This is a genomic window from Pseudomonas sp. LTGT-11-2Z, assembly GCF_003691445.1.
Classification (GTDB): Bacteria; Pseudomonadota; Gammaproteobacteria; order Pseudomonadales; family Pseudomonadaceae; genus Aquipseudomonas; species Aquipseudomonas monteilii.
Genome location: NZ_CP033104.1, coordinates 4,149,228 through 4,166,796 on the forward strand (window position 1 = coordinate 4,149,228; position 17,569 = coordinate 4,166,796).

17 protein-coding genes and 1 pseudogene are annotated in these 17,569 nt (G+C 62.8%); 2 read left to right on the forward strand and 16 right to left on the reverse strand.

The window, feature by feature from the left end; genetic code table 11:
• Nucleotides 1-61 precede the first annotated feature (61 nt).
• From D8767_RS19440 to sfnG, 10 genes are all read right to left on the reverse strand, one after another.
• Nucleotides 62-265 (reverse strand): formate dehydrogenase subunit delta, encoded by a 204-nt coding sequence (locus tag D8767_RS19440; protein WP_016714952.1) that lies wholly within the window; start codon nt 263-265, stop codon nt 62-64.
• Nucleotides 262-3,144 carry a formate dehydrogenase subunit alpha gene (fdhF, locus tag D8767_RS19445; RefSeq protein ID WP_016714951.1) on the reverse strand — a complete coding sequence of 961 codons (2,883 nt, stop codon included), beginning with the start codon at nt 3,142-3,144 and terminating at the stop codon, nt 262-264. The genes D8767_RS19440 and fdhF overlap by 4 nt, the downstream gene beginning before the upstream one ends.
• On the reverse strand, nt 3,141-4,700 hold the full coding sequence (locus D8767_RS19450) for an NADH-quinone oxidoreductase subunit NuoF (RefSeq protein WP_016714950.1): 1,560 nt from the start codon (nt 4,698-4,700) through the stop codon (nt 3,141-3,143). The genes fdhF and D8767_RS19450 overlap by 4 nt, the downstream gene beginning before the upstream one ends.
• Entirely contained in the window at nt 4,694-5,176 is a 483-nt protein-coding gene (locus D8767_RS19455) for a formate dehydrogenase subunit gamma (protein ID WP_016714949.1), read from the reverse strand. Before D8767_RS19455 ends, D8767_RS19450 begins: the two co-directional genes overlap by 7 nt.
• A gap of 234 nt (nt 5,177-5,410) precedes the next feature.
• Nucleotides 5,411-6,568, reverse strand: coding sequence for a glutathionylspermidine synthase family protein (locus tag D8767_RS19460; RefSeq protein WP_016714948.1), 1,158 nt, complete (start codon nt 6,566-6,568; stop codon nt 5,411-5,413).
• A 2-nt stretch (nt 6,569-6,570) separates the two neighbouring features.
• Complete coding sequence (locus D8767_RS19465) at nt 6,571-7,296, reverse strand: DUF1190 domain-containing protein (protein WP_016714947.1); 726 nt, start codon at nt 7,294-7,296, stop codon at nt 6,571-6,573.
• 16 nt (nt 7,297-7,312) lie between these two features.
• Nucleotides 7,313-7,738, reverse strand: coding sequence for a DUF350 domain-containing protein (locus tag D8767_RS19470; RefSeq protein ID WP_016714946.1), 426 nt, complete (start codon nt 7,736-7,738; stop codon nt 7,313-7,315).
• A 12-nt stretch (nt 7,739-7,750) separates the two neighbouring features.
• Nucleotides 7,751-8,329 (reverse strand): DUF2491 family protein, encoded by a 579-nt coding sequence (locus D8767_RS19475; RefSeq protein WP_016714945.1) that lies wholly within the window; start codon nt 8,327-8,329, stop codon nt 7,751-7,753.
• A gap of 177 nt (nt 8,330-8,506) precedes the next feature.
• A complete protein-coding gene (locus tag D8767_RS19480) occupies nt 8,507-9,088 on the reverse strand; it encodes a hypothetical protein (RefSeq protein ID WP_016714944.1) in 582 nt (193 codons plus the stop codon).
• A gap of 94 nt (nt 9,089-9,182) precedes the next feature.
• Nucleotides 9,183-10,277, reverse strand: a complete 1,095-nt coding sequence (sfnG, locus tag D8767_RS19485; protein WP_016714943.1) for a dimethylsulfone monooxygenase SfnG — start codon at nt 10,275-10,277, stop codon at nt 9,183-9,185.
• Between the two features lie 196 nt (nt 10,278-10,473).
• Between sfnG and D8767_RS19490 the strand changes: the two genes are divergently transcribed.
• The gene (locus tag D8767_RS19490) at nt 10,474-10,665 is read left to right on the forward strand and encodes an acetyl-coenzyme A synthetase N-terminal domain-containing protein (protein ID WP_231115651.1); all 192 of its coding nucleotides are present in this window, start codon (nt 10,474-10,476) and stop codon (nt 10,663-10,665) included.
• A gap of 224 nt (nt 10,666-10,889) precedes the next feature.
• Here D8767_RS19490 and D8767_RS19495 read toward each other — a convergent pair whose 3' ends face one another.
• The 6 genes from D8767_RS19495 to D8767_RS19520 form a co-directional block, all read right to left on the reverse strand.
• Entirely contained in the window at nt 10,890-11,399 is a 510-nt protein-coding gene (locus D8767_RS19495) for a ProQ/FinO family protein (RefSeq protein ID WP_016714941.1), read from the reverse strand.
• Between the two features lie 113 nt (nt 11,400-11,512).
• Entirely contained in the window at nt 11,513-12,067 is a 555-nt protein-coding gene (locus D8767_RS19500) for a helix-turn-helix domain-containing protein (RefSeq protein WP_016714940.1), read from the reverse strand.
• A 144-nt stretch (nt 12,068-12,211) separates the two neighbouring features.
• Complete coding sequence (locus D8767_RS19505; protein ID WP_016714939.1) at nt 12,212-13,570, reverse strand: aspartate aminotransferase family protein; 1,359 nt, start codon at nt 13,568-13,570, stop codon at nt 12,212-12,214.
• A gap of 68 nt (nt 13,571-13,638) precedes the next feature.
• Nucleotides 13,639-14,412, reverse strand: a complete 774-nt coding sequence (locus D8767_RS19510) for a gamma-glutamyl-gamma-aminobutyrate hydrolase family protein (protein WP_019098729.1) — start codon at nt 14,410-14,412, stop codon at nt 13,639-13,641.
• Between the two features lie 73 nt (nt 14,413-14,485).
• A complete protein-coding gene (locus tag D8767_RS19515) occupies nt 14,486-15,832 on the reverse strand; it encodes a glutamine synthetase family protein (protein WP_016714937.1) in 1,347 nt (448 codons plus the stop codon).
• A gap of 27 nt (nt 15,833-15,859) precedes the next feature.
• Entirely contained in the window at nt 15,860-16,414 is a 555-nt protein-coding gene (locus D8767_RS19520; RefSeq protein ID WP_016714936.1) for a helix-turn-helix domain-containing protein, read from the reverse strand.
• Between the two features lie 215 nt (nt 16,415-16,629).
• Between D8767_RS19520 and D8767_RS19525 the strand changes: the two are divergent.
• A pseudogene (locus D8767_RS19525) lies at nt 16,630-17,523 on the forward strand (LysR substrate-binding domain-containing protein).
• The last annotated feature ends 46 nt before the right edge of the window (nt 17,524-17,569 follow it).

Here is a 17,569-nt window from a genome sequence, read left to right on the forward strand (position 1 = left end):
AGTCGAATGACGCATTCGCGGGTAAACCCGCTCCCACAGGGCCTGTCTTTTGCCCCGAAATTTACGCCAACGCCTCCCGCACCTTGGGGTCCAGGCCCTCCCCCGCATTGGCCTTGTTCCACTCCGCCAGTTGCCGGCGCATCGCCGGTGTCCAGAAGCTCTGCAAATGCTGCCGCACCCCTTGTACCGCCAAGGCCCGGTCCGGCTCGCTGTCGAAGTAATGGGCAATCTGGTTGGCCATCTTGACCAGGTTGTCGCTGCTCATCGGCGCACCTCGACTTTCTCCGCTGTACGGCGCTCCTTCAGCAAACGCTGCTGTTCGTCACTGAAGTCCTGATAGCGTTTCTGCCACTGCGACGGCTGAAACACTTTCACCACTTCCACCGCCGTTACCTTATATTCCGGACAGTTGGTTGCCCAGTCGGAGTTGTCGGTGGTGATCACGTTGGCCCCCGACTCGGGGAAGTGGAAGGTGGTGTACACCACCCCCGGCGCCACCCGCGCACTGACCTTGGCCCGCAGTACAGTCTGCCCGGCGCGGCTGCCAATACCCACCCAGTCACCGTCCTGAATGCCACGGCTTTCGGCATCGGTCGGGTGAATTTCCAGGCGGTCGGCGTCATGCCAGGCCACGTTGCCGGTACGCCGGGTCTGGGCGCCGACGTTGTACTGGCTGAGGATGCGCCCGGTGGTCAGCAGCAGCGGGTAGCGGTTGCTGACCTTCTCGTCGGTGGGCACGTAACCGGTAAGCATGAAGCGCCCCTTGCCCCGCACGAACTGGTCGATGTGCATGGTCGGCGTGCCATCGGGTGCGGCGTCGTTGCACGGCCACTGCAAGCTGCCGTGACGGTCGATTTCGGCATAGCTGACGCGGCGGAAGGTCGGCGTCAGGCGGGCGATCTCGTCCATGATCTCGGACGGGTGACGGTAGTTCATCGGGTAGCCCAAGGCGTTGGCCAAGGCCACGGTCGCCTCCCAGTCCGCCTTGCCTGCCAACGGTTCCATCACCTTGCGCACACGCGAAATGCGCCGTTCGGCATTGGTAAAGGTGCCGTCCTTTTCCAGGAACGAGCTGCCTGGCAGGAACACATGGGCAAACTTGGCCGTTTCGTTGAGGAAAATATCCTGCACCACCACACATTCCATGGCGTGCAAGGCCGCCGTGACATGCTGGGTGTTGGGGTCGCTCTGGGCGATGTCCTCGCCTTGGCAGTACAACGCCTTGAAGCTGCCGTCCAGCGCGGCTTCGAACATGTTGGGAATGCGCAGGCCTGGGTCGGGCTGCAACGTCACGCCCCAGGCGCGCTCGAATTCGGCACGCACGCCTTCGTTGGAAATGTGCCGGTAGCCAGGCAGTTCATGGGGGAAAGAGCCCATGTCGCAAGAGCCCTGCACGTTGTTCTGCCCGCGCAGCGGGTTCACCCCTACCCCTTCACGGCCAATGTTGCCGGTGGCCATGGCCAGGTTGGCGATGCCCATCACTGCGGTGCTGCCCTGGCTGTGCTCGGTCACGCCCAGGCCGTAGTAGATTGCCGCGTTGCCGCCTGTGGCATATAACCGGGCAGCGGCACGGATCTGTTCGGCGGGCACGCCGCAGACCGGGCCGAGCACTTCAGGGGCGTTGTCTGCCAGGCTGACGAAGTCACGCCAGCGGGCAAAGTCTTCTGTTTCGCAGCGCGCATCGATGAAGCGCTGGGCCAGCAGGCCTTCGGTGACGATCACATGAGCCAGGGCGTTGAGCATGGCCACGTTGGTGCCTGGGCGCAGTTGCAGGTGCAGCTCGGCGCGGGCATGGGGCGAGTCGACCAGGTCGATGCGCCGTGGGTCGATCACGATCAGCCGCGCGCCCTGGCGCAGACGGCGCTTGAGCTGAGAGCCGAACACCGGGTGGGCATCGGTGGGGTTGGCACCTATCACCAGCACCACGTCGGCCTGCATCACCGAATCGAAGCTTTGTGTGCCGGCCGATTCACCCAGGGTCTGCTTCAGGCCATAGCCGGTGGGTGAATGGCACACCCGCGCGCAGGTATCGACGTTGTTGTTGCCGAACGCCGTGCGCACCAGCTTTTGCACCAGATAGGCTTCTTCGTTGGTGCAGCGACTGGAGGTGATACCGCCAATCGAGTCACGCCCGTACTTGAGCTGGATACGGCGGAACTCGCTGGCAGCATACGTCACCGCCTCGTCCCAGCTCACTTCCTGCCACGGGTCTTCCAGCCGCTTGCGGATCATCGGCTTGGTGATGCGATCCGGGTGGGTGGCGTAACCCCAGGCGAAACGGCCCTTGACGCAGGCGTGGCCGTGGTTGGCGCCGCCGTTCTTGTCCGGGACCATGCGCACCAGTTGGTCGCCTTTCATTTCGGCGCGGAACGAACAACCGACACCGCAATAGGCGCAGGTGGTGATGACCGAGCGCTCAGGTTGGCCAAGCTGCACCAGGCTTTTTTCCGTAAGGGTTGCAGTCGGGCAGGCCTGCACGCAGGCGCCGCAGGAGACGCACTCGGAGGCCAGGAAGTTGTCTCCGCCCGCCGCCGCCACCCGCGACTCGAAACCGCGCCCGGTAATGGTCAGGGCGAAGGTACCCTGAATGTCCTCGCAGGCGCGCACGCAGCGGCTGCACACAATGCACTTGCTGGGCTCGTAGTCGAAATACGGGTTGGAAACATCCTTTTTCTCGGCCAGGTGGTTGGCGCCGTCGTAGCCGTAGCGCACCTCGCGCAAACCCACCTGGCCAGCCACGGTCTGCAGCTCGCAGTTGCCGTTGGCCGAACAGGTCAGGCAGTCCAGCGGGTGGTCGGAGATGTACAGCTCCATCACGTTGCGGCGCAGGCCAGCCAGGCGTGGGGTTTCGGTGCGTACCACCATGCCTTCGCTGACGGGCGTGGTGCAGGACGCCGGGTAGCCGCGCATGCCTTCGATTTCCACCATGCACATGCGGCACGAGCCGAAGGCTTCGAGGCTGTCGGTGGCGCAGAGCTTGGGGATGCTGGTGCCGAGCATGGCGGCAGCACGCATGACGGAAGTGCCGGCGGGCACGCTGATGGCACGGCCATCGATGCTCAGGCTGACCTGCACGTCGCTGTCACGGGCCGGGGTGCCGAGGTCGCTGCTTTTATCAGAAGCGGGGTCGAAGAAATTGATCACTGCGCGGCCTCCGTGGTGGTCAGCCCGAAATCGGCGGGGAAGTACTTGAGGGCACTGGCCACCGGGTAGGCGGTCATGCCGCCCATGGCGCACAGCGAGCCGTACTGCATCGTGTCGCACAGGTCACGCAGCAACAGGGCCTGGTCGTGGCGTTCAGTGAAATCCTGGGTTGCAATCAACCGGTCCACCACTTCCATGCCACGGGTAGAGCCGATGCGGCACGGGGTGCATTTGCCGCAGGACTCTTCAGCGCAGAACTGCAGGGCAAAGCGCGCCATGCTGGCCATGTTCAGTGTGTCGTCGGCCACCACTACACCGCCATGGCCAAGCATCGCGCCCATGGCGGCGAAGGCTTCGTAATCCAGCGGGGTGTCGAAGTGGCTGGGCGGAACCCAGGCGCCGAGCGGGCCACCGACCTGCGCAGCTTTCAGCGGCCGGCCACTGGCGGTGCCGCCGCCATAGCCGTCGACCAGCTCACGAAGGGTCAGGCCGAATGCGCGCTCCACCAAACCGCCCTGGCGGATATTACCGGCCAGCTGGAACGGCATGGTGCCCAGCGAACGGCCCATGCCGAAGTTGCGGTAAAACGCCGCCCCCTTGGCCAGAATGATGGGAACCGAAGCCAAGGTGAGCACGTTATGTACGAGCGTCGGCAGGCCGAACAAGCCTTGCAGCGCGGGCAGTGGAGGCTTGGCGCGGACGATGCCCCGCTTACCTTCGATGGATTCGAGCAACGCGGTTTCTTCGCCGCAGATATAGGCGCCGGCGCCAACCCGCACTTCCAGGTCGAAGGACTGGCCGCTGCCGGCCACGTCAGTGCCGAGATAGCCGGCATCGCGGGCGATGGCCAAAGCCTGGTCAAGCACGCGAATGGCATCGGGGTATTCCGAACGCACGTAGATGTAGCCTTTGTCGGCGCCCACAGCGAGGCCTGCAATGCTCATGCCTTCGATCAGCAGGAACGGGTCGCCTTCCATCAGCATGCGGTCGGCGAAGGTACCGGAGTCGCCCTCGTCGGCGTTGCACACCACGTATTTTTGCCCGGCAACGGCATCACGCACAGTGCGCCACTTGATCCCGGCGGGGAACGCCGCGCCGCCACGACCACGCAGGCCGGAATCGAGCACGGCAGCGACCACATCGGCGCCGTCCATTGCCACGGCAGCTTCCAGGCCGGCGAAACCACCCTGGGCGCGATAGTCGTCCAGCGACAACGGGCGGGTGATGCCGGCGCGGGCGAACAGCAGGCGCTGCTGGGTTTTCAGGTAGGGGATGTCTTCGACCGGCCCCAGCGCCAGCGAGTGGCCACCGGGTTCACCGGCCAGGGCATCGAGCAGCGAAGGCACCTCCTGCGGGGTGACCGGGCCAAAACCCAGGCGCCCTTGTGCGCTGTCGCACTCGACCAGCGGCTCCAGCCAGTAAAGCCCGCGTGAACTGGTGCGCTGGATATCCAGCGGTAGCTGGCGACGCTCGGCCTCGCGTTGCAAGGCATCAGCCACCTGGTCGGCCCCGACGGCACGGGCCACCGAGTCGCAGGGGATATAGAGCTTCAGCATGCTGCGTCCTCCCGGCAACCGTTGACCAATGCGCGCAGGCGCTCAGGGGTGAGCCGCGCATGCACTTGGCCGTCCAGTTCCAGCGCCGGCGAACAGGCGCAGGCACCCAGGCAGTACACCGGGCGCAGGCTGATGGCGCCGTCGGCGCTGGTCCCGTGGTCGTCCAGTGCCAGCTGTTCGCGCAACTGCGCGGCCAGGGCCTCGGCGCCACGGCTCTGGCACGACTCGGCGCGGCACAGGCGCAAGGTGTGGCGCGCAGGCGGCGTGGTGCGGAAGTCGTGATAGAAGCTGATCACGCCGCGCACCTCGGCCAGGCTGAGGTTCAGGGCATGGGCGATTTCGGGAACAGCCGCATCGGGGATATAGCCGATGTCATGCTGGATGGCATGCAGGATCGGCAACAGCGCGCCTGGGGTAGCCTTGTCACGGGCCAGAATGCGCTGGATAACGGGCAGGTGGAGCAATTGATCAGGCATACAGCGGACCTCGGCATCACGGACCCTGCCTGAATTATTGTGGGGCAGGTGTCCGGCGTGTTCTGCTGCGGCGCGCCGGCCACGTCACGGTTGCGCGGTCTGGCGGCCTCCTTGCCGACGGCCGTGCATCTGCGTGCACTGGTCCGAAGGCATCCTGCAAGCATGGCACTTGTGGCGCCAGAGGGATGCATGCGAACGACCAGGCGCGTCCTGAAACCGACCTGCGGTGATGGCTTAGCCAAGCACGACATGCGGCAAGAACCGCGAGCTGTCCTTGGTAATCAGCGAGTCATCCTCACGAATGCCGATCCCCGCCGCGCGGTCGCCCACCACCCACGAACCGATCAGGGTGTAGCTGTCGGCAAACCTGGGCAACGGTGCGAAGGCCTGGAGGATGTATGGCGCATCGTTGTACGGACCGTCCTCGAATACCCGCCGGCCATCGGCAGTATGGATATCGACATTCGCCCCTTCTCGCGAAAAGTAAGGCTTGCGCACCCAGCCCTTGGGCACCGGGCCAGCCGGGGCGTCATCCACGAACGCCGGCAACAGGTTGGGGTGCCCGGCATGCCACTCCCACAGCAACGGCAAGATGCCTTTGTTGGAGATCAAAGCCTTCCACGGCGGCTCGAAAAACTGCGTGTTGCAGCCGGGGATGGCCTGGCCGAATTGCTCACGGAAAATGTGCTCCCAGGCATGCAACTTGAACAACCGTGATATCGGCCTGCCGGCCAGGTCGACAAAACGCCCGTCGCCGTCCAGGCCGATGTCTTCCAGGTCAATGTGCCGGGTAGGAATGCCGGCGTGCCCGGCCATCTTGCGCAGGAAGTCCGTGGTGCCGCGGTCCTCCACCGAACCTGCGATGGTGGAAAAGTAAAACGTGCCCTGCCCCGGCAGCGCGATGAACGCTTGCACCAGGTCTTCGGCCAGGGTGTTGAACTGGCTGGCATGGCCTGGCAGCACACCCCGTTCGATCTGCTCCTCCAGCCAGATCAGCTGGAAGGCTGCCGTTTCGTACAGCGAGGTGGGCGTGTCATAGTTGGCCTCGATCAGCTTGGCCGGCCCTTGGCCGTCGTAGCTGAAATCGAAGCGCCCATAAAGGTGCGGCTGCCGCGCCTTCCACGAACGGCGCACCAGGTCGAAGAACGCAGGCGGGATCGCCAGCCGCGTCATCAGTGCCTCGCTGTCGACGATGCGATCAACGGCGTCCAGGCATATGGCGTGCAGTTCTTCTGTCGGGGCCTGCAAGTCACGCACGACCTGGGTTTCGGAAAACAGGTAGTAACTGCGCTCGTCCCAGTAACGCTCCCCCTCGATGGTATGGAAGGCAAACCCTTCGCGCAGGGCAGTGGCACGCCAGCCTGGGCGTTCATCCAGCTCGACCTTGTGCATGTTCAGCCCCCGAAGAAACTGCCGGAGCGGCCGCCCCAACCACTGCGCGCAGTGGCTTGGCCGCCGAAGCCACCACGGGTGATCGACGCCGACTGCGCCGAGCGAGGTTCGTTGCGCCCCCAGGCGCCGGAACCCCCGCCGCCGCCACCCGACGTCGTGCCACTTTCCTCTTCCCTGGCAACGCCACGGATACCACCGGCCGAACCATAACGCCGCCCGAGCAGACCCATTCGCTGGCCCGTACCCTCACGGTAGGCATACAGCGGCTGGGCGCTATAACGGCGACCGGCGCTGCTGGCCATCTGTCCCAGCAACATGCCGGCCACCGCAGCCGACGCGACATGGCCATAGCCACCGCCTTGGGCATACCCCGCATCGAGCTGCGACTGGGTCACTTCACCGCTGGTTTGCAATTCGAAACCGCTCATGCGCGGCATGTACCGGCCATCACGCGCTGGTTGGCAGCCGTCCGGGCTGAAGTCTGCCTCGCACGCCGTTTTGAAGGCATAGCTCGGCGCGCTGCGGCGATATTCAACCAAGGCTTGCTGGTAGGCATCAGCACAGGCCTGGGCAGGCACCTTGTCACTGACACAGGCTTCGACACTGTCGTAATTGACCTGCTGGCTGACCGTGTACAAATCTTCGTGCGGACCGCAGGCAGACAAGGCCAGCGGCAGCGAGCCGGCTAGCACCAGCTTGACGGAGCTTCTTCGCATAGGGGTGTTCATCAAGGCTCCTGGCGCGTCAGGCCGATGGGGTCATGCAGGCCGAGTTGAGAAAGCCCACGCTGATTGCCACGCTGGCCGCGTAGATGGCCGCCGCCAGTTCACCCTGGACGATGCGTCTGGACAAGTCGCGCAGCACCAGGCTGGTGATGCCGAAGGCCACCAGTTGCACCACGGCGGCGATGACCACCCAGGCGATAAAGTCGAGAATGCCGACGCTGTAGGCGATGATGTTGCTGGCCGGCAACGAAAAGCCGATCAGTGAGCCACCCAGGGCAACGGCTGCCGCCGGATTGTTCTCGCGGATGAGCGCAAACTCACGGTGAGGGGTGAGCCGGGTGTAGATGAACTGGAACAGCCAGAACACCAACAGGGCCACGCTGATATAGAGAATGAAGCCGGTCACCGCTGAAGCGTTGAGCGACAGGCGCAGTGCGTCGAGCATGGGAAATCCTTGTCAGGTTACGTGAAAATCGCTGGGGAACAGGGTGGCGCCAAGCGAAGTGGTGAAGGTCAGGCTGCCCTGCTCATCTTCCTCGATCGACAACAGCAGGAATTCGCGGCGCTCCGGCAGGCCGGTGTCGCGGGCGTAAAGCATCGACAGGTGGCTGATACCGTAGCGGGCACTCTGGTTGACGACCTGCTCATGCAGGGATACCAAAGGCGCCTTGCCTTGCTCACGGCCCCACTGGCGGGAGTACAAATAGCCATCGTGCTCGAAGATCGGCATGCCGACGCTGGATTGGCTGCCAACCACTTGCTGCAAGTGGGCTTGATCGCGGACCGGTATCGCGCTGTGGTAGCCAAACAGCACGGTATCGCCGGCCTCGTTGCCGTTCATCAGCACTTGCAGCCAGTAATCTTCATCATCCAGATAGAAGCGCTTGAGCTGCACGGCCTCACCGAGGTCGACTTCACCCAAGGCACAGACCGCTTGCGCGTCGGGTACCTGAAGTTCGGAATAACCGTCGAGCAGGGGCTTCAACGCAGGGGACGGGTTGAATAGACGGCCGATGAACAGGCCAAAGGGCGACATGACAACTCCTGGAATGCATCCTTGCAGGGGGCGCTAACTTAGCGGGTCCGAGCGGCCAGGCCAATAAACAAAGCGTTTAGGCTGGCCGCTAAAGACCGGCCCGCCCAGCAACAACGTCAGAAGGCTCCCGCAACGTCCCAGGCGATGGCCAAGGTCGGCAAGGGGGTGGGCTTGCGATCAAGGCGCGCCTTTCCCCTCCACCGCCTTGGCGGTTTCAATCAGCTTGTCGAACTTGCGGTTCAATTGGGCAAACTTCTCGTCACTCTTGGCCCGGGCCTTGATGTTCCCGGCCGAGCTGGCCTTGTCGGCAATGGTCACCACGGTCCAGTCCCAGTCTTTGGAGACCCAGTAAACCAGCTCACCCTCTGCAGAAAACGCTTCCAGCCGGCCACCGGTATTCGGCACCCGCTTGGCCTGCTTCGTCATCGGCAGCAGTTGCTGGACCCGCGCCTCGTCAGTGGTATCCAGCCGTACCTCGACCTGGCGGAGCTGGTCGGCTTCATTGAACGACGCTTTCACCTGTGAAACGGGAACACCGCCCAGGCTGTAGTCGCCCTTGGGATTGGCGCCCTGATAAAACTCGGTGGGCACCTGATAGTGATAGCCCGTGAAATGCTCAACCTCGCCGAACTGCTGCTGCAGAATGGCCAGGACCTGGGCCTTGGGCATGCCGAGGGTAAACTGGCCAACTTCAAGCGCCGACCAGGCTTGCAAGGGGAAAATCGCGCAGGCGAACAGGAGCGGTAAGGTCCGTTTCATGGGGTAGTCTTCCTTGAAGTAAGCCCGCCAACCTAACCCCTGCACGACAATCCGACAATACTGGCAGGGTGCCAAGCCCTCCCTGCCCCCGGCCTCAGGCTACTGCTTTGTCCAGGCCACGCTCGGCTTCCAGCGCCCGCACCAGCGGCAACACGTGCTCGCCGAAGTACGCCACTTCCTCCTGGAAATGCAGGAAGCCGGAGAGGATCAAATCCACCCCCACCGCCTTCAACGCGACGATGCGTTCGGCAATTTGCTGCGGTGTGCCGATCAGGTTGGTCTTGAAGCCGTCGTTGTATTGCACCAGGTCCTCGAAGCTGGACTTGGCCCAGTTGCCCTCGCCCTCCGGGCTGGCCGAACCGGCATGCTTGACCTCCTGGCCGAACGCTCGCACCGCCTCGGGGTTGGCCTTGTCGATGATCTCTTGCAGCACCGCACGCGCCTCTTCCTCGGTATCGCGGGCAATGATGAAGGCATTCACCCCGATCTTTACCGAGTGGCCGTTGGCCGCCGCCTTGGTGCGGATGTCGTCCACTTGGGCCTTGATCCCTTCCACGCTGTTGCCGTTGGTGAAGTACCAGTCCGACACACGCGCTGCCATGTCCCGTGCCGCACGCGAACTGCCGCCCTGGAAGATTTCCGGGTGCGGTTGCTGCAGCGGCTTGGGTTTGAGGTTGTAGTTACGAAAGCGGTAAAAGTCGCCGTTGAAGGTGAAGTTATCCTGGGTCCAGATGCCCTTCAACGCGCGGATGAATTCTTCGGAACGGCGATAGCGCTCGTCGTGATCCAGCCAAGGCTCACCGATGGCATGGAACTCGCCCTTGAACCAGCCCGAAACCACGTTGATGGCGATACGGCCCTGGGTGAACTGGTCGATGCTCGCCAGCTGCTTGGCCGCCAGCGCCGGGTTCCACGGGCCTGGCAGGATGGCGGCGATGACCTTGAGTTTTTCCGTGGCGGCCAGCAGCGCGTGGCTGATGGTGACGGACTCATGCTGGTTGTCGGCGCCATAGCCCGCTGTGAAACGGATTTGCGACAGGGCGTAATCGAAACCGGATTTTTCCGCGATTTGCGCCAGCTTGCGGTTGTAGTCGATGTCCCAGCTGGTGCGCTGCTCGATGGTGCTGACCACCAGGCCACCGCTGACGTTGGGGACCCAGTAGGCGAATTTGATTGGGGCGTGGCTCATGGGGAGGCTCCTTGAGAATCCTTGGGGTTCAAGGAGGCGGGAGCAGCAAACATGCCAACCTATAAATACATATAAATCAGTAAGTTAAAGAAAATAAAAACCTGTCCAGGTGCACTTCAGGCAGCAGACTGTCGATCCACTGTTGCCCCCGCAACAGCACGCCTGAGAAGCCCCGCCAAGCGACCATCCGCACTGACTGGGAGGATTACAGCAGGCCTACGCCCGCGCTGCCGACGACCCCGAGGGATTCTGGCGTAAACAGGTCGCCGCGCTGGACTGGCATCGCTTTGCGCAACAGATCTTCACAGTCCGGGCCGACGGCAGCGGCCAGTGGTTTGCCGATGGCCAGCTCAACACCTGCCAGCTGGCCGTCGTCAGGCCCCGTTAACGGTGACCATTTGCGTCGCCATGTTCTCGGCCCATCTTGGTTGCCCAAGGCCGCAACACAGACAACGAGCTGAGGATGAACGCGTTGAGTCCCCGCCCCGATTTGTTCAAGGCAAAAGCCGCCAGCTATCGCGAGCGCTGGCCATGGCTTGCCTTGGTCGAGTGAAGGCCTACGCCACTGCCTTATTCACGTTGGCCTTGCACCAGGCAAGCCGCCCGGGCGTTTCAGTCGGCGGCGGGGGCCGCTGCGGTGTCAGCGGCGGGGGCCGGAGCCTGTGCTTTCGACTTCGCACGGTTGCGACGGTCCCGGCTGCGCTGCCGCGATGCCTGCTGCTTGGCATGCAGTGCCTGAGCGGCGGTCACAGTGCCAGCGGCTTGGCCGGTCAAGTCCACGCGTGGTGCGTTTTCGACCATGCTTGCCCAGTACCGGGCACCCCGGCACCAGGTCGAGATGCCCAGTTTGAGCTGCTCACGGGTTAGCCCGAGCAGCTCCAGGTGTTGCTCGGCATCCTTGAAAATGCCCTCTTTGAGCGGCACCTTGGGGGCCGGGTTGACCGGGAAGGCCAACGGAAAATGCTTCTGCAATGGCCAGATCGCCGCGACCGCCGGATCCTGCTCGCGCGGTTTCGCCTGCGGGGACGGCTTGCGCTTTGGCTGTTTCGGGCTCTCGGCCTTTACCTGCTGTTTTTCCGCCCGCAGGCGGTCGCGTAGCGCTGCTAGTTGTTCAAAACCCATCGTTCAGTTCACTGCTTAGAAGTTGATTGCGTGGCGCAAGGATACCCTATGCAGCCCTGACAGTGTTTGCAGGTCATCTTTCCTGGCCAACCGAGACACGCCGAGCGGGCCTCTCAGCTGAATACCCAGAGTACCCGCGTGGGCTTGTCGGTGAGGTTGGCGTAACGAAAACTGGCGTGGGGTTGCAGCTGAAAGCTGTCATTGGCGCGCAGCGTTACCGGCTCACCGCCGCCCAGCCACACGGTCAGTTCACCTTCGAGCACGAAGCAGCCCTGCTCCGAGCTGTCGTCCAGGTACTCCTCGCCGCTGCTGGCCCCCGGTTCCAGATGGCTATCGAGCATGGAGAACGCGCCCGATATGGTGGGGGACGCCAGTACATCGGTGATGCCGCCCGCCAGGTGAAGCGTGCGACGCTCGTGCGGGCGGGTGACCCAGTCGAGCTCGCGGGGTTTTTCCAGCTTGTAGAAATAGGCGGTCGAGACACCCAGCGCTTCGCTGATGGCGGTAAGGTCGGCCACGGTCGGGCGTGATACGCCCCGCTCGACCTGGGACAAAAAGCCCACCGAACGGCCGATTCGCTGGGCCAGATCGCCCAGGGTCAGGCCTTTGAACTTGCGCAGGTCGCGAATCAGTACTGCCAGGCCTTCGATTTCTTCGTGCACTTTCATAGTTGAATCGCGACTTTCAGACAGGAAATGAATGCCCTGAAAAGTACATGATACGACTCACAAAGCAAAATGCTTCACAGGTGTACTTATTGCCAGCCAGGCAAACCGGGGCCGCCTTGCGACCCCGGTGCAGCCAACGGCCGCTTAGCGAACAGCCTCGTACGTCAGGTCCAGGCACTTGCGGGCCTTTTCCACCAGTTCGTCAATCTCCTCGATGCTGATCACCAGCGGTGGCGCGATGATCATGGTGTCGCCCACGGCGCGCATGATCAGGCCGTTGTCGAAGCAGTGCTGGCGGCAGATCATGCCCACGCCCTTGCCTTCATAACGGGCGCGGGTGGCCTTGTCTTTCACCAGCTCGATCGCACCGAGCATGCCCAGGCCACGCACTTCGCCTACGAGCGGATGGTCGGCCAGCTCGCGCAGGCGTTGTTGCAGGTACGGCGCGGTTTTATCGTGCACTTGCTGGATGATCTGCTCATCACGCAGGATGCGCAGGTTCTCCAGGCCCACCGCCGCCGCCACCGGGTGGCCGGAATAGGTGAAACCGTGGTTGAAGTCGCCACCTTCGCTGAGTACCTGGGCCACTTCGTCACGCACGATCACCCCGCCCATGGGGATGTAGCCAGAGGTCAGGCCCTTGGCGATGGTCATCAGGTCGGGCTTGAGGTCGTAGTAGTCGGTCCCGAACCACTCACCGGTACGCCCAAAGCCGCAAATCACTTCGTCGGCGACGAACAGGATGTCGTACTTGGCGAGGATCTCCTTCACCTTCGGCCAATAGGTCTGCGGCGCAATGATAACGCCACCGGCGCCCTGGATCGGCTCGGCGATGAAGGCGGCAACGTTGTCTTCGCCAACTTCGAGGATCTTCTTCTCCAGCTGCTCGGCCGCCCACACGCCGAAGTCGGCCTCGGTCATGTCGCCACCTTCGCCGAACCAGTAAGGCTGCGGGATGTGCACGATGTCCGGAATCACCCCGCCCTGCTGGTGCATGCCGCTCATGCCGCCCAGGGCGGCGCCTGCCACGGTAGAGCCGTGGTAACCGTTGATGCGGCCGATGATCACCTTCTTGCTCTTCTGGCCCTTCAGCGCCCAATAATGGCGAACCATGCGCAGCACGGTATCGTTGCCTTCGGAGCCGGAGCCGGTGAAGAACACATGGTTCATGCCTTGCGGGGCCACATCGGCGATCGCCTTGGCCAGCTCCAGCGCAGGCGGGTGAGCGGTCTGGAAGAACAGGTTGTAGTAAGGCAGTTGCTTCATCTGCTGGCTGGCGACTTCGGCCAGCTCATCGCGACCATAGCCAACCGCCACGCACCATAGGCCGGCCATGCCATCGAGAATCTTGTTGCCTTCGCTGTCCCACAGGTACACGCCCTTGGCCGAGGTGATGATGCGCGGGCCTTTCTCGGCCAGTTGCTTCACATCGCTGAACGGCGCCAGGTGGTGGTCGCGGCTCATGGCCTGCCAGGCCAGGGTTTGCGAATTCTGTTCACTCATTGCTTTCACTCCATCGCGTTGCGCAGCCAGGCTGCGCAGGTACGTTTTCTAGTTGGGAAAGGTCGCTTTCAGGCAGACAGCAACAGCTTCTGGCGCAATACCGAGCGCTGCCGGCAGGCCTTGCCGAAGGACTGGAAGAGGGTCAGGTAGTGCGGGTTGTCCATGACCTGGAACTCTGGGTGCCATTGCACCGCAAGGGCAAAACCCTTGCCGTTCTCGACCGAAATGGCTTCCACCAGGCCATCGGGTGCCAGCGCTTCCACCCTAAGCCCCGGGGCCAGTACATCGATGCCCTGACCATGGATGGAATTGACGTCGAAGATCGCCGGCAAACCCATGCGGTCGAGCAGGCCACCAGGCTCTACATGCATGGTGTGGCGCGGGCCATACTGCTTTTCGATGGGCTCGCCCTTACCTTCACGGTGGTCCATGAACACCCCGGCCTCGTGCACCTTCTGGTGCAGGGTGCCGCCCAGTGCCACGTTCATTTCCTGAAAACCGCGGCAAATGCCGAGTACCGGCACACCGGCAGCGATAGCCGCACGCATCAGCGGCAACGTGGTGGCATCACGCAGAGGGTCGTGATGGGTGCCCTCGGCACTGGCCGGGCCGTTGTAGTGAAACGGCTCGATGTTGGACGGCGAGCCGGTGAAGATCAGCCCGTCCACCACGTCGAGAATATCGGCGCTGTCCATCAGCTCACCGAGGCTGGGTATCACGATGGGCAAGCCACAGGCCGCCTTGGCCGCCGCGCGTGCATACTTCTCGGCGATGGTCTGGGTGGCATGCTGCTCAATCATGCTGGTGCATGCGGTAATGCCAATAACGGGCACACGTGGCATATCTTCCTCCGGCAAATCGGTATTGCGCGTGGTGTTTGAACGTTGAAAGGCATCGCTGTACGAACGGCGCCAGCTACAGGAACCAGCGGTATTCGCGGGCATCGATGTGGCGCATGAAGTCCAGTTGCTCCTGGTATTTGTTTTCGCAATACACCATCACGAACTCACTGCCCAAACCCTGGTTGACCGCCGGGTGGTGACGCATGGCGGCCAGGGCACCGAGGGCATCCTTGGGGAAGTCGATGCCGCTCTGGCGGTTGTCGTTCAGCGGGGCGATGGGCTCAACGCCGCGGTCCAGGCCATGCTCCATGCCGGTCAGGATGGCCGCCAGCACCAGGTACGGGTTGGCATCGGCGCCCGCCAGGCGGTGTTCGATGCGCAGGTTGCGCGGGTCGGACTCGGGGATGCGAATGCACGCATCACGGTCTTCGAAGCCCCAGCTGGCCTTGCTCGCCGCGTTGACCATGGCGCCATAGCGGCGATAAGCATTGTGGTTGGGGGCGAAGATCGGCATGCAGTGCGGCAGCAATTCCAGGCACCCCGCTACCGCATGGCGCAGCTTGCGTTGTTCGGCACCTGCAAGGATGTTATTGCCAGCGCTGTCGTACAGGCTGACGTGCACATGCATGCCGCTGCCTGGTGCATCCAGGTACGGCTTGCTCATGAAGCTGGCACGGTAGCCGTGCTTCATCGCGATACCCCGGGTGCTGCGGCAGAACAGCGCCGACCAGTCCGCCGCACTCAGGGCATCGTCGCTGTGGGAGAAGTTGATCTCGAACTGGCCTGGGCCCAGCTCCGCCGTGATGACGTTCGCTGGCACACCCTGTTCGTTGGCGCCATCCACCATTTCGTGCAGCACTGACGAGAAACGCGAAAGCCGCTCGATGTGCATGTTCGGCTGATCGTCTTCATCCCCGGTCGCCGTGTCACGTGGGTACTGCGGCAGGCCGTTATCCAGCTGGCGGTCGAACAGGTAGAACTCCAGCTCAAACGCCACCACCGGGCGAATGCCACGCTTGGCCAGGCGTTCGATAACGCGGGCCAGCACCTCACGGGGCTCGAACTCGATCGGCTGGGCGGTGCCGTCGGAGGTAATCAGCATCTGGGCGATCGCTTCCTTTTCCCAGCGCACCGGTTTCAGGGTGCCGGGCACCAGGCGCCGGGCGGCGTCCGGGTCGCCGTCGGCGAAGCAGTAGTCACCAATCGGGTAGAGCCCACCCTGGGTACCGAGCAGCACGCAGTTCTGTGGCAGCTTCAGAGGGGCGCCGGCGGCGACCTTTTCCAGCATGTCCATGGGGTAGCGCTTGCCGTAGAAGTGCCCGGGGATATCCAGCGCAATCAGGTCGACATAACGTATGGCCGGGTGCTGCGCCCGGAACGCGCGCACTTCAGTCAGCAGATCCGGAAAGATGACACTCATCTTCTTATCCTTGTGAGTTGAACGAATTCAATTGAAGACCCAGAGCACGCGGGTGGGTTTTGCCGTCAGGTTGGCGTAACGGAACTGCGCGTGGGGTTGCAGCTGGAAGCAGTCGTTGGCCTGCAGGGTCACGGCCTCGCCTTGGTCCAGCCATACCGTGAGCTCACCTTCGAGCACGAAGCAGCCCTGCTCGGAACGGTCGCTCAGGTACGCCTCGCCACTGGTGGCGCCGGGTTCAAGATGGCTGTCGAGCATGGAGAAGGCGCCGGCGATGGTGGGCGACGCCAGCACATCGGTGATGCCCGACTCCAGGTACAGCGTGCGCCGCTCGTGGGGGCGCGTGACCCAGCCGATGCTGCGGGGCTTGCTCAGGTTGTAAAAGTACGCGGTCGACACGCCGAGCGCTTCGCTGATGGCGGTGAGGTCGGCCACGGTCGGGCGCGAAACACCGCGTTCGACCTGAGAGAGGAACCCAACCGAGCGGTTGATGCGCTCGGCCAGCTCACCCAGGGTCAGGTTCTTGAATTTGCGCAGGTCGTGAATAAGGATCGCGAGGGCTTCAACCTCTTCGTGCATCTTCATCGTTTCGGACTGCCGTGAAATTTTTAGAGTTATTTTTCATGAAAAATTACATGAAAAAATTCACGAGTCAAGCACAGCGATGCAAATGTGCAGCCGATAACGGCGTGGCTTAAGGGAAACAGCGCTGGATTGGCTGCGGTGGCGTGGGTTTCTTTAATGGTGCTCAGGGAGTAGCCTCGGCATTGAATCTTTACAGCCCGGCCACCTCCATCGTCATGCCAAACGGTTTCCCTGACTTACCCTCACTCAACGCGCTACGTGTGTTTGAAGTGGTTGCCCGCCACCTCAACTTCCGCTTGGCTGCCGAGGAGCTGGGGGTGACCCAGGCAGCCGTTGCTCAGCAGATACGCGGGCTGGAAGCAAGCCTGAACCTTCGTTTGTTCGAGCGCCTGCCCCGGGGCCTGGCACTGACCGATGCGGGCCTGGGTTATAGCGGCAGCATTCGCAGTGCCTTGGCGATGATCGATGAGGCAACCCGCCTGTTGCGCCCGCAGACGTCTCACCTGACGGTCAGCGTTACCCCCACCTTTGCCTCGAAATGGCTTATTCCCAGGCTCGGCAACTTTGCGCAAAGCCACCCGGACATCGATCTGCGGGTCCTGGCCACCGATCGGCTGTCTCACTTCAGTACCGACGGCGTAGATATCGCGGTGCGCTATGGAAAGCCCGAAATTGGCGCGGGGTTGAACAGCGAACTGTTGATGGAACAGCACATCGTCGCCGTGGCCAGCCCAGCGTTGTTCGAGGGCACCAACATCCCCACCTGCTTCGAACAGCTGCAAGCGTTCATCATGCTTCACGATGCCCATGACTTCTGGCCCCGGTACCTTGCAGCCGTGTTCCCACACCACGCCCAACCGACCGCCAGAAACCTGCGGTTCAACCAGACTTAATTGGCTATTGATGCCGCCATCAGTGGTCAGGGCATTGCGTTGGCCAGCCTGGCATTCGTCGGTGACGACATTGCCGCAGGCAGGCTGATTCAGGTCTTCGACCAGCCGCTCCGGCTGGACAAGTCGTTCTACCTGGTGTGGCCGCGCAAACTGCAGCAGCCTGAGTCGCTTGACGTGGTTCAACACTGGCTAAGGCAGCAGGCTGGCAATAGTTAATCTACTGTCACGATAAAGTTCGCCTGCCTCCCTCGCCACTGGGGCT